Origin of the sequence: Bacillus sp. FSL P2-0069 (assembly GCF_038593315.1) — a bacterium.
Taxonomy (GTDB): Bacteria; Bacillota; Bacilli; order Bacillales; family Bacillaceae; genus Bacillus; species Bacillus safensis.
Genome location: NZ_CP151984.1, coordinates 183,454 through 196,282, shown reverse-complemented (window position 1 = coordinate 196,282; position 12,829 = coordinate 183,454). Strand labels below are relative to the sequence as shown.

The following is a 12,829-nucleotide window of genomic DNA, read 5'->3' as shown; positions in this document are numbered from 1 at the left end:
CCCTTTTTATAGAATAAGGAGTTAGCAATGTATGCATAACTCCCTATGTTACTCATTAAAGAGCTCGCATTGCAGGATGTGGAAGTGCACAAACACGCGTCATTGGTATACTCTTCGAGGCCCAGCACCCCATACATCCAGCAGCCTTTACAATCGAAGTACCCCCTGGACGCTTAAGGCTTTTTTTACTCACAGATTCCCATTCTTTTTGGTTTCGTGTCATAAGTAAAACCTCCTCTTAAATTTTGCATAGTGTCAATAGACCCATCTCCTATGCACCCTGATATTACCATATGAAAAATGTCGAAGTAAGGGGAATTGTGTAAAATATTCTAAAATTATACTTAAAAGTAATTTTAATATAGATGGTAATTAAAAAAAGATTGGATTTGATTATCCAATCTTTTTTCGCATTTTCTATTTTAGTGATTTCTGAACTAACCTATTCCATCTACAAACCATATTCAAACTAATCGTTCACCCTATACCATCTCCTGACACGCCCAAGCATCCACCTCTACCTTTAAAGCAGGAGAAGCCAATGCCACCACATAAATCATTGTCATACAAGGCAGATGATCGCCTAAAAACTGCCCCATAATTTGTTTCCTGCTCTCAGCATCGAACTCTCCAACGAGATAAAATACTAGTTTCGTTAAATCTTCCACAGCCATATCTGCCGCTTCTATATTTCGTTTCACATTCTCTAACGCTAATTCGAGCTGCTCCAACGGGCTCTCGGGAATTGTTCCATCCACCTCCATCCCCACTTGACCTGATAAGGTTAACCACCGCTGTGGCCCTGTTGTCTCTATTTGATGGGTATATGGTGCAACTGGCGGGTGAATGGTCTCAGGATTACGTGATATTCTCATGAATAAAAACCTCTTTTCTGAAAATACAGTCAATTTTTATCATCATATCAAACTTTCAACCGTATTCAGATTTTTATACTCATAGTAAACTTTCAGAAACAATCGCAACAGCCTGCTATAACTCTTGTTTTCTAAAAGGAAACCATCCGATGAGAAAAAAGAAAACAATTAATACCGATACACCTAGAAAACTTGTAAGTGCCTGATCCGAATAAGTCCCCTTATGAATCATCTCTTCGGCTGCACTTGTCACGCCTTTAGGTGCAAACTTCCCTAATGTCTCTTCATAAAATGAAGGGACAGTAAACAGAATAAGGTTGATCAAAAGCGACACACCGCCAGCTGTGACAGAACGTTGAAAGAACGCCGAAGCACAAATGGTCGATACCACAATCAGCAATAAATTTGGATAATAAAGAAGTGTTCCTTTTAACACATTGACCCAATCCACATGCCCAAATTGAATGTCCACATAATAAACAGAGGCAAGCACCGCCACCACCAAACTAAACAAAGTCAAACAGGCATAGGCGCATATTTTCGAGACATAATAACTCGTTCGACTGATCGGTTTCACCATAATCATCGCAGTCACTCCAGAGGCACGCTCTCCAGCGATCGTCCCCATCACGATCATAATCAGGATAAACACACCTAGCGAATCAAATTTACTCAATGCACTCGCCAAAGCCTCTCCTGCACTTGGCTCTGGTATATAAAATGTAGACCCTTCAGGTAAATTAGCTGATTTCGATAGAAGATCTGGCAGCATTTTGAGCGTAATAGGCTGCGTAATCATTAAAATTGTAAAAATGATTGGCACAAACAACATTTTATAACTAGTGAATAACTCCCTAAATTCCTTTTTCAACATCATCATGCATTCACAACCTTCATGAAAATATCTTCAAGCGTCAGCTTAGATAGTCGATAATGGAGGAGAACACCGCCAGATTCAGTGATAAGACGAGGCAGCTCCTTCAATGCTATTTGTTGATCGTTCACTCGCACCTGATAAGCATCTCCTGTCTCAAAGCATTCCTCCACCCAATCCCGCTCTTTTAACAAAGCCAATAATTTCGTATCCTGTTGTTCTAATTGAAATTCAATCACTGGCTGGATATAGTCTTCTTTGATCTGTTTCATGGAAGAAGACATCTCAATTTTGCCACTGTTGATCATAATAATATGATCTGCCACACGTTCAATGTCATCTAAAATATGGGTTGACATAAAGATCAACATCTCTTGTTTCAGATGCTCAATTAATGTCAGTACGTCTTTTCTCCCCATGGGATCAAGTGCAGACACAGGTTCATCCAAGATGAGAACCTTCGGGCTGTTGATAAGCGCCTGCGCAATGGCAAGCCTCTGCTTCATGCCTCCGCTATAGCTGCCAATGGCACGATCCTTCGCCTCATACACCCGGCAAAGCTTCAACAGCTCCTCTGTTTTGGAACGAATGATTTTTTTCTCTAAGTGAAATAACCCGCCAACCCAATGCATCCACTCCTGCCCCGTCATATCCTGATAAAATGCAGGATGCTGCGGACAATACCCAATCACATGACTGATTTGGTCCATCTCCTTTGCGACATCCAAACCAGCCACCTTCACGACCCCAGAAGTAGGACGAGCAAGCCCCGTCAAAATCCGGATCGTCGTTGTCTTCCCCGCTCCATTGGCTCCTAAAAAACCAACACATCCAACCTCCCCAACAGAAAAAGAAACCTCTTTTAACACTTCATGCCGTCCATACGATTTCGTCAGCCCGTGACACTCCAACATATTCAAGCGAATCCCCCCTACTAAGATTGTTTACGACCAAAAATGAAATACGCAATAGGACCGGCACTCGCCACAAACACAATCACCAAAGCCCAAACCCACTTCACCTCTCCTCTGATCCTCGATGGATCTCTTTTCAGCAAATCAAACAAACCAATCACCATCAAAATCGCTTGCAGCAAAATAAGAGGTAATATCATCTTCATATCCATCCACGCCACTCCCTTTTCAAACGCCAATTTGTTTTGGTAACACTTCTTTTGACGACATGAAGAGAGGATTCGTTCAAACAGATTTTATTTTTATCGATCGAATGATCTATTAGATATAAAAAAGCCCAGTGAAGGTTATTTCACTGGGCTTGCTTGTTATTCTCATGATGTACCTCGCAAAATCTTTTCCATCTTCTTTCCTTTCGCTAACTCATCAATCAGCTTATCTAGATAACGAATGTTCTTCATGGTTTCTTCCTCAATGTCCTCTACCCGTACACCACAGATGACTCCTTTGATTAAACTGCGGGAAGGATGGAGCTCAGGAACCTCAGCAAAGAAGGTTTCAATGTCTATCTGTTTGTCTACCTGTTCCTGCAGCTCTTCTGGACTGTACCCTGTTAACCAACAAATAATCGTATCGACTTCAGCCTTCGTTCGTCCCTTTCTCTCTGCCTTTGCGATATAGAGAGGATAGACTTTTGCAAAGCTCATTGTGTAGATTGTAGGTTTGGTCATGTGTCTGCTCTCTTTCTTTGTTAAATATTAACCTGTCATGCTTTCTCAAGGGCATATGCTAAAGCAATAAAAAGGTATTTAAATGGAAATGTCGAATTAAAGCAGTACAAGTGTTGGTGCTCACTTAGCTTTATACAAGTTTGAAATACTTGCAAAATTCCTTGTTGCCACCCTTTTGATAAAAACGAATAGTATGGATAAATCGTGTTGTCAGAAGTATTTCTACTGAATAATACGTCCCTAGCCTTTCTACTAAAACAGAAAATAGCACTCTCGGTAAAAACGACTACCAAATAGCTCTTCTTATGTATATTTACAATCAAGATTCCAACTATAAAAATGGTAACATGTAATGGCTGGATATAACTATTCATTTGGAGATGGATTTGGTTAAATTGCTAGCATTTAATTACCTCTAAATATTAAAGATCCGTTTTTTTAATAATCGTATTTATAAGTTGGACATTGTTGATTTATTAAAAGTAAGTAAATTCTCAAGGAGGAAAAACCATGATAAACTTTGTAGAGAAATGTTTAAAAATGCCTCATTCGATTCAAGTTGGTTATTATGAAGTTGATAATGCAAAGATTTTTGTAGCTATTTATGAAAATGGTGATAAATATTTTGATTTTACTCAAGAAACATTTGTACGAGAAAATTTGAATAAGTTAACAAAAGAAAAATTTATTGAGTTACCTCGCGCAATTGTTAACGAATCAAAATTTAATATAGGGGATACGGTACTTACTGGCTCTGTATTAGATGATGGAAGACGTGTGATTAAAGATACAAGTTTATTCAGTGCTTTAGATCGCACGCGTAAAGGAGAAACAAGAATTGAAGGATTCCCACCAATTATAGGGTCTAAATCTTTAGCTAATTTATTGATGGAAATTAACCCTAATTATTTAGAACAAATAATGCCTTTTGAAGTAGCACAATTTAATGGAACAACTGGAAAATGGTATAACGCACACACTATTACGATAATCTGTGATTTATACATGGAAGCTGAAAAACAAGACTTAATTTCAACTAATCAAAAGCATGTATTAGAAAAAGCTAAGATTCTTTTACGTGCCTTAGCTAAAGTTGGAATTACAGCCTTAATTGATGAGGCTACAAATTATCAAGAAGTCCGTGGTAAAGATGAATTACAAATTCTATTAGAACAGTTCATTGCAGAAGAATTACGGCCTTATTCAAGAGAATTCCGAAGTGAGTATTTTGAACAAATTTTCCGTCTTTATAATTTGCCTTATGATCCCACAACATCCAAAAGACCCTTGTATTTTTCAAAGTTCACTCGGAAGTATGTGTACGACTTGCTTCCTCCAAATGTTTGGGATGAAATTGATAAACAAAACCCTCTATTACAAACAGATAAATACTACAGTAAGCGAAAACATCACATCCATCGATATTTATCTGAAGAAAAAGGTATTCGATTTTTAAGAGAACACCTTGAAAGTCTCATCCCTGTTATGAAACTATCCTCAGACATGGAAGATTTCAAAGAAAAATTCGAACTAGTGTTTAACGATAAAATTAAAAAGATAAAACAAATGCAAGAACAATACCAATTGACACTAGACGATATTCAAATCTGATAAAAGCTTGTTTAAATTCTTTTCAAACGAGTAAACTTCCCCATGAATAAACGTTTTGAATTCTAACCATGGCTTATAAACTGAACCAATTTCTGTTCCTCAACCTTCTATTTGATATAAAAACACCCCTTTAGATTATATTAATCTAAAGGGGCAAAATGGTGCAACTTTATTAAAACCGGTATAACTTTATTTTAAACAGGACATTTTTTATAAACACTATAGTTTTATTCCAAAGCTATCAAAAATCCGATTTTATTGAAACCTACTCCACCGTCACACTCTTCGCAAGGTTACGTGGTTTATCCACATCACACCCGCGGTGAAGGGCTGCATAGTAAGCGATTAGCTGTAATGGGACAACAGATGCAAGTGGTGCAAGTGCTGGGTGTACAGCTGGAAGGACGAAACGGTCGCCTTCGTCTTCTAGGCCTTTTAGTGAGATGACACATGGGTTTGCTCCGCGTGCAACAACTTCTTTGACGTTACCGCGAATACTGAGGTTCACGTGCTCTTGTGTTGCAAGGGCAATGACCGGTGTGCCTTCTTCAATTAAAGCAATTGTGCCGTGTTTGAGTTCTCCGCCAGCAAAGCCTTCTGCTTGGATGTAAGAGATCTCTTTTAGTTTTAGTGAACCTTCAAGGCACACATAGTAGTCAAGTCCTCTTCCGATAAAGAATGCGTTACGTGTCACTGTGAAGAAGTCACGAGCGATTTGTTCCATTTCATCCTTTTGATCCACAAGGGCTTCCATTGCGTTTGCTACAATCCCAAGCTCTTTCACAAGATCAAAGTCAAGAGATTGACCATTTAATTCAGCTGCAACAGATGCAAGGATTGCAAGTACAGCGATTTGTGCTGTGTAGGCTTTTGTTGAAGCCACTGCGATTTCTGGTCCTGCATGAAGAAGCAATGTGAAGTCCGCTTCACGAGAAAGCGTAGATCCTGGTACGTTTGTGATCGTTAATGCTTTATGACCAAGCTCTTTGACTTGAACAAGTACAGCACGGCTGTCCGCAGTCTCTCCAGATTGCGAAAGGAAGATGAACAACGGCTTTTTCGATAGAAGCGGCATGTTGTAAGAGAATTCACTTGCTACATGGACTTCTACAGGTACTTTTGCCCAGTCTTCAATGTATTGTTTACCGACAAGTCCAGCATGGTAGCTCGTTCCGCAAGCCACAATGTAAATGCGGTCTGCTTCTGCTACTGCGCTTGCGATATCGCCAGTGACTGAAAGTTTGCCGTTTTCGTCTTGATATTCTTGGATGATTTTGCGCATAACAAGCGGCTGTTCATCCGTTTCTTTTAACATGTAGTGAGGATATGTGCCTTTCTCAATGTCGCTTGCATCAAGCTCAGCGATATAAGAAGGGCGTGTCATGATATCACCGTCAAGGTTTTTAATAATAACCTCTTCTTTTGTGACAATGACCATTTCTTTATCCATTAATTCCGCATATTCGTTTGTTACTTGAAGCATCGCCATTGCGTCAGAAGCCACAACGTTGAAATCTTCGCCGAAACCAACCAATAATGGGCTTTTGTTTTTCGCCACATAGATTGTTTCTTTGTTTTCGTTATCGAAAAGGGCAATCGCGTAAGAGCCTTTTAGTTGAAGAAGCGTTTGACGGAAAGCTTCCTCTGTATCAAGACCTCTGTTTACAAATTGTTCGATGACTTGAACAACAACCTCTGTATCTGTGTCGCTTTTTAGTGTGACGTCTTGTAAATATTCGCGTGTCAATTGTACATAGTTCTCGATGACACCGTTATGAACAAGCGTAAAACGGCCAGAAACACTTTGATGCGGATGCGCATTTAGATGGCTTGGTACACCGTGAGTTGCCCAGCGTGTATGTCCGATTCCTGCTGAAGATGCCACGTTTGCATCCACGACTTCACGAAGCTCAGCGATACGTCCTTTTTCTTTGAACACATGCACGCCATCTTCGTTTGCCACAGCGATACCTGCTGAATCATACCCGCGGTACTCAAGCTTCTCTAAACCTTTTAGTAAGATTTCCTTCGCATCATTCTGACCAATATAACCTACGATTCCACACATAAATTTTCTTCCTCCCGATCATGTGAAAGGGACAAAGAAAGCCTACTAAAATAGAAGGGACATTTCTTCGTCCCTCTCTACATGTTTAATTTGGGAGATCATGTGTATTCCCTTTGTACAAAGAGTCACCTCTTTGCTTTAAAGAAACACTTACGGCTGTGATCTCTTTTTTTGATCAGCCGGGAGGCATCCGCCGAAAATTCGATAACCTCCATCCTCGTCAACTAAGCATCTTTCGTCCGATCGCTTAGTTCGGGCGCTATAATTATAAGAGAGTTTCTGAACATCTACCCTGCCTTTCCTGATAGAATAAAAATCCAGTAACACAAGGATGATTGTACTATAAGGTCTGACCTCCGTCAATCACAATGTGCGGGTGATCCCCTTCATTTGAGAAAGTGAGACCTCCATACACTATATGCGATGAGGCTTGTCTCGTTCTACCTTTGATGTGCTCTCCTATGTATGAAGGCAGCGGCAAATTGCCCTCGCTTATAAGATTCGTACAAATCCATCCATTTATGTCGTTTATTCAAAAAAAAGCAAACCGCAGTTTTGCGATTTGCTTTCATCTATTACTCAATACCCATTTCTTCTTTCACAACAGCTGTAATTCGAGCCACATATTCATTACACAGCTCTTTTGTTTTCGCCTCTGCCATGACACGTACGAGCGGCTCTGTTCCAGATGGACGAACAAGAATACGGCCGTCACCATTCATCTCTTTTTCGACCTCTTGGATCACCGCTTTTACTTTTTCATTTTCTTCTACTTTATATTTATCAGACACTTTCACATTCACTAAAAGCTGCGGGAACTTTTCCATTTCCGCTGCAAGCTCTGATAATGTTTTTCCTGTCGCTTTGAGCGTATTCACAAGCATGATCGCAGAAAGCATGCCATCACCTGTCGTATTATAATCAAGGAAAATCAAATGACCTGACTGCTCACCGCCGACATTATAGCCGTCTTTTTTCATCGCTTCGACCACATAGCGGTCCCCAACAGCTGTTTGAATGCTCTTAATGCCTTGCTTCTCAAGCGCTTTATAGAAACCAAGGTTACTCATGACCGTTGACACGACGGTGTCATCCTTTAACCGGCCTTCATCCTTCAAATAACGTGCACATATGTACATAATTTGATCGCCGTCTACGATATCACCTTTTTCATCGACTGCAATTAAACGGTCACCGTCACCATCAAACGCAAGACCAATATCTGCACCCTTCTCCTTCACAAAAGCAGAAAGTGCCTCTGGATGAGTGGAACCTACACCATCATTGATATTCAATCCGTTTGGAGATGTTCCCATTGTGGACACATCAGCATCTAAATCTGCAAATAAATGTGTCGCTAGAGAAGAGGTTGCACCGTGTGCACAGTCAAGCGCCACGTGAATACCTGTAAAATCCTCGTCCGCTGTCTGCTTTAAGAATTGCAGGTATTTCTGACCGCCTTCAAAGTAGTCGTTCACCGTTCCAAGATCGGCTCCAACTGGGCGTGGTAATTGATCGACTGGCTGATCCATCAGCTGCTCAATTTCGTTTTCCTGTTCATCTGACAGCTTAAAGCCGTCACCGCCGAAGAATTTAATGCCGTTGTCTTGAACTGGATTGTGTGAAGCAGAAATCATGACACCCGCTTCAGCATCCATTGCCTTCGTTAAATAAGACACACCAGGTGTTGAGATCACACCTAGACGCATCACTTCGGCTCCAATTGAAAGTAAGCCTGCAACAAGCGCTCCTTCTAACATATGACCAGATACACGTGTGTCTCGACCAACGAGTACCTTTGGACGTTCTTTATCCTTCGTGAGCACATAGCCGCCAAATCTCCCAACTTTAAATGCGAGCTCTGGCGTTAATTCGCTATTCGCTACACCCCTTACACCATCAGTTCCAAAGTACTTGCCCATGTTTCAATCGCTCCTTTTTTACCATTCAAGAGGACGCTTCGTCCTCTTTTTTATCTTCTTTGACCCGCTGTCTTTGACTCGATTCTTTCTTTGCTTTATCTTGCGTGGATTCTTCTTTACTCTTCTCACCCTGATCATCGTCATCAGTTGATGGATCTTGTTGATCTTTTTGATTCTTCCGATCATTCGTCGAAGCCGGCTGATCCTCTGTATCAGTAGAAGTGAGTTTCACTTTGACCTTTGATCTCGATAATGTCCAAGTCACATTTTGAGGACCATTCACTTGAACTTTGACCTCATGGGTTCCTTCGTTCAAGTCCCCTGCATTGATATAGGCTTCAACATCTGATGCCTTTAGTTTATCAATCGCACTCTTTGATCCCTTTGCTGTTAACGTGAGCCGTCCAGAAGAGGGGCTCACAAAATCAGAAGTGAGATCCTTGCTCAAACCCACGACAGAAATCGGTACATTATCGATCTTTTTTTCTTCAGCTGTTGCAACCTTCACTTTGATCTTAACAGTTTCGGGTGATACCTTTTTCACACCATCTGGCAGGGGAATATCGGCATCAATCTCCGTATCATCTTTGATCTTGCTTAAGTCCAGCTTGACGCCATCAATAAAATCAAGGGCATCCAGCACCTTTTGAGAGCCGTACACTGTGACCTCACTCGGGCTTGTCTCAATGCTTGAGATGCTGATCCCTTCTGGCAAGCTGCCCGTCCGCTCAATTTTAAAAGGAACCTTTTTGCTTGGACTAGAGATTGGGACCGTAATATCCACCACGGACGGACTTACTTCAACTGGCAGCTCATTCCCGCTGCTATCATACACAGTGAGCTTCGCCTCTTTTTCAATTTGCTGATCGACATCCTCTAAGTTCACAAAAGCTTTAATGACAGAAATTTTGTCGATGACGTCCTTTGATCCAGTAACTGTGACCTTTTTCGGATTCACAATGGGCTGTTCAGGTGAATAGCCGTCTTTGATTTTATTTTGATTATAAAACTCGGTTTCAACAGGAAATTCAGCTGTCGTTTTTTCTTGTATCGTCACAGTCGTCACAGATGGATTAATCGATAGTGTGAGTCCCTTCGATACATCTCTTGCCTTCAGCTCCACTTTATGTGTACCTGTCGATAAGTTCTGCATGTCTGCGTAAATTTCAAAATTCTTTGTTTGTCTTGCTGTTTTCACAGCACTAGTTGATCCTTTAATCGTGACATTGACTGTCTGCGGCACACCAGTGACGACGTACTTCTCGTCATCATAATACGCTTTAACAGGAATGTCGGTTAAAGTTGCTTCATCTGTCGTCGATGTTGGGAAAAAGGATTCACCGATTTTTTTCGGCGTGGGCGCTTGCGCTGAATTGACTGCACCATACAGCAATAAAGCGAAGACCAATGCAAGAAGCTTAACGGCCCAGCGATTATTCAAAATCTTATCCATTTTTCTTGCCCCTCCAATACCATTTGGTCGAGGAAGCATCTTTGCTGTTCTTACTAAATTCAGCAATCAGCATTTCTTCAAGCGCTTCTTCTGTCAATTCTCGGTGGAGATCACCATTCCTTGCGACAGAAATACCGCCAGTTTCCTCAGAAACGATGACAGTTAAGCTGTCTGTCACTTCACTTATCCCAACTGCCGCCCTATGACGCGTCCCAAGCTCCTTAGAGATAAAAGGGCTTTCTGACAGCGGTAAATAGCAAGCTGCAGCTGCAATCTCATCCCGCTTCATAATGACAGCACCGTCATGAAGCGGTGTATTCGGAATGAAAATATTAATGAGCAGCTCTGAACTCACCTTTGCATTCAAAGGAATTCCTGTCTCTATGTAATCATTCATTCCGGTATCGCGCTCAATTGTCAGCAGCGCGCCGATTCTGCGTTTCGCCATATAGTTAATTGCTTTTGTAATTGCCTCGATCGTTTTCTGCTGCTGTTCCTCTACAGGTGTCCCGCTTCTTGAGAAGAAACGGCCGCGCCCAAGCTGCTCAAGCGCTCTCCTTAGCTCTGGCTGAAAAATAATAATGATCGCAAGGAATCCCCACGTAATCGCTTGATCCATCAGCCATTGAAGTGTGTTAAGACCGAGATACGCACTTCCCATCCTGACGAGAACAATGACCACAATTCCCTTTAAAAGCTGAACCGCTTTTGTTCCGCGGATGACCATCATTAATTTATATATCACATACCAAACAACGAGAATATCAACAGCATTACCGAGGTACTGCAAAAAAGGAATATCCCCTAAAGCCATTTCCTCGTCCTCCAGAATTTTCAGTTATTCTTCGTTTGATGCATTTTTTAATAAAAAAAGAGCCTATGTATCAATACATAGCGTGGCTATTATACCACATTTTGTTTCAGCAAGGAAAATAGTTGCCATATCTGGCTGACTTGCTAGTATGCTTGAATCTCAGCAATGTATAGAAAAAGAGCAGCCCCCCTTAGAGACTGCTCTTAAACCGCTTGAGTTACTTTTGCTCCTCTGGACCAATGACCCGCATCACGTTTTGTGCTGTTGATTTCATTTTGTACCAGATCCAATCAAACACTTCATTAATTTCATTAATTTGACCAGTGACTTGTCCGGCAGAAGCAGTCAGCTGTTCCCCATTGACGACGGTGACATTTCCATCAACCTTGCCTTCTACAATCAGCTTGCCATTTTTGACAGTGATGTCACCTTTTACGGTTTCCCCTTTAGGTACGGTCACTGTATCATTTTCAACGACGAGATTCGGCTGCTTTGACACACTGAAATTATGATCGGTATTCCAGCTTGTAAACAGACTGCCTCCCATCAAAATGAGAAAGAGGGCAGCGGCTACCATCAGCGGGTGAGCTTTGATCCATCTTTGAACCGACACACGCTTTTTCTCCTTTGGAAGACCTGCCATCACCTTTGCAGTGAAATCAGATGGTGCTTCTATATGAGATGTACTCTGCACTAGCGCGATGGATTTCTCAATTTGTTGAAAATGAGTACGGCATTCCTCACACGATTGCAGATGGCTTTTTAATTCTTTTTCGTCTTGGGGCTCAATGTCCCCGTCTAAATACTGATGCATAAGCTGGACGATTTTATCCTGACAGCTCATCAAAATCACCTCACTCAAAGGTCTCTCAACTGTTTCCGGAGAGCCTCTCTACCCCTGTGTATTCTCGTTTTCACCGTACCAACTGGTATATTGAGAATCTCACTAATTTCTTTTAACGAGAGTTCATCAATATACTTTAATACGATGACCGAACGATATTTGTCGGGTAACCTTAGAATTTTTTGCTGAATGGTACTCGATAATTCAAGAGATACCACCTCATCCTCTGGCAAAATGCCATCAGCAGCAATTTGAGAATACATATTTAATCCTTCTGTTCCTGCCACCTCTGCATCTAAATAATAATCCGGCTTTTTTTTGCGAATACGGTCGATGGTCAGGTTGGTTGCAATGCGGTACAGCCACGTGGAAAACTTACGATTCACATCAAAGCTTTCGATATTCACATAGGCTCGAATAAACGCCTCCTGCGCAATATCCTCCGCTTCGTGTGCATTCCCAAGCATACGGTAGCACAGCTGATAAATTTTGTCTTTATACAGGTCTACGATGTCTGCAAATGCGTTCTGGTCGCCTTTTTTCACTTGCTTAATTCTCTTTTTAATCATTGTGTCCATAGTATATTCAACCTCTGCCTTCACCGGTCTTTATGTATACGAACCTCTTTCCAAAAGGTTTCATTCTCCTCTAAAAAATAGTGTAACAAATTTTTGACAGTGTGTTACGCTTATCAACCGGTAAAAACCTTAACATATCCTTAAA

General features: G+C 41.2%; 13 protein-coding genes. 1 reads left to right on the top strand and 12 read right to left on the bottom strand.

Features of this window, described 5'->3' with window-relative positions:
• Window positions 1-55 precede the first annotated feature (55 nt).
• The 6 genes from skfA to NSQ34_RS01100 all read right to left on the bottom strand — a co-directional run bounded on the left by skfA (window position 56) and on the right by NSQ34_RS01100 (window position 3,394).
• A complete protein-coding gene (skfA, locus tag NSQ34_RS01125) occupies window positions 56-223 on the bottom strand; it encodes a sporulation killing factor (RefSeq protein ID WP_061110472.1) in 168 nt (55 codons plus the stop codon).
• Between the two features lie 259 nt (window positions 224-482).
• A complete protein-coding gene (locus tag NSQ34_RS01120) occupies window positions 483-875 on the bottom strand; it encodes a RidA family protein (protein ID WP_061110473.1) in 393 nt (130 codons plus the stop codon).
• Between the two features lie 115 nt (window positions 876-990).
• The gene (locus NSQ34_RS01115; protein WP_342501009.1) at window positions 991-1,755 is read right to left on the bottom strand and encodes an ABC transporter permease subunit; all 765 of its coding nucleotides are present in this window, start codon (window positions 1,753-1,755) and stop codon (window positions 991-993) included.
• Window positions 1,752-2,669, bottom strand: coding sequence for an ABC transporter ATP-binding protein (locus NSQ34_RS01110; RefSeq protein ID WP_034284237.1), 918 nt, complete (start codon window positions 2,667-2,669; stop codon window positions 1,752-1,754). Before NSQ34_RS01110 ends, NSQ34_RS01115 begins: the two co-directional genes overlap by 4 nt.
• A 14-nt stretch (window positions 2,670-2,683) precedes the next feature.
• The gene (locus NSQ34_RS01105) at window positions 2,684-2,875 is read right to left on the bottom strand and encodes a PLD nuclease N-terminal domain-containing protein (RefSeq protein WP_003217265.1); all 192 of its coding nucleotides are present in this window, start codon (window positions 2,873-2,875) and stop codon (window positions 2,684-2,686) included.
• A gap of 162 nt (window positions 2,876-3,037) precedes the next feature.
• On the bottom strand, window positions 3,038-3,394 hold the full coding sequence (locus tag NSQ34_RS01100; protein WP_061110474.1) for a DUF2200 domain-containing protein: 357 nt from the start codon (window positions 3,392-3,394) through the stop codon (window positions 3,038-3,040).
• A gap of 510 nt (window positions 3,395-3,904) precedes the next feature.
• Between NSQ34_RS01100 and NSQ34_RS01095 the strand changes: the two genes are divergently transcribed.
• Window positions 3,905-5,005: a P63C domain-containing protein gene (locus NSQ34_RS01095; protein WP_061110475.1), complete on the top strand. Its 1,101-nt coding sequence runs from the start codon at window positions 3,905-3,907 to the stop codon at window positions 5,003-5,005.
• 265 nt (window positions 5,006-5,270) lie between these two features.
• Here the strand turns inward: NSQ34_RS01095 and glmS are convergent, their stop codons facing one another.
• The 6 genes from glmS to sigW all read right to left on the bottom strand — a co-directional run bounded on the left by glmS (window position 5,271) and on the right by sigW (window position 12,684).
• Window positions 5,271-7,073 carry a glutamine--fructose-6-phosphate transaminase (isomerizing) gene (gene glmS / locus NSQ34_RS01090; RefSeq protein WP_061110476.1) on the bottom strand — a complete coding sequence of 601 codons (1,803 nt, stop codon included), beginning with the start codon at window positions 7,071-7,073 and terminating at the stop codon, window positions 5,271-5,273.
• A gap of 575 nt (window positions 7,074-7,648) precedes the next feature.
• Complete coding sequence (glmM, locus tag NSQ34_RS01085; RefSeq protein ID WP_034284242.1) at window positions 7,649-8,995, bottom strand: phosphoglucosamine mutase; 1,347 nt, start codon at window positions 8,993-8,995, stop codon at window positions 7,649-7,651.
• Between the two features lie 25 nt (window positions 8,996-9,020).
• A complete protein-coding gene (locus NSQ34_RS01080; protein WP_176967373.1) occupies window positions 9,021-10,448 on the bottom strand; it encodes a YbbR-like domain-containing protein in 1,428 nt (475 codons plus the stop codon).
• Window positions 10,441-11,262, bottom strand: coding sequence for a diadenylate cyclase CdaA (cdaA, locus tag NSQ34_RS01075; protein ID WP_008344027.1), 822 nt, complete (start codon window positions 11,260-11,262; stop codon window positions 10,441-10,443). The genes NSQ34_RS01080 and cdaA overlap by 8 nt, the downstream gene beginning before the upstream one ends.
• 217 nt (window positions 11,263-11,479) lie before the next feature.
• The gene (gene rsiW / locus NSQ34_RS01070; RefSeq protein ID WP_034284245.1) at window positions 11,480-12,106 is read right to left on the bottom strand and encodes an anti-sigma-W factor RsiW; all 627 of its coding nucleotides are present in this window, start codon (window positions 12,104-12,106) and stop codon (window positions 11,480-11,482) included.
• A 14-nt stretch (window positions 12,107-12,120) separates the two neighbouring features.
• Complete coding sequence (sigW, locus tag NSQ34_RS01065) at window positions 12,121-12,684, bottom strand: RNA polymerase sigma factor SigW (protein ID WP_024424449.1); 564 nt, start codon at window positions 12,682-12,684, stop codon at window positions 12,121-12,123.
• Window positions 12,685-12,829: the final 145 nt, after the last annotated feature.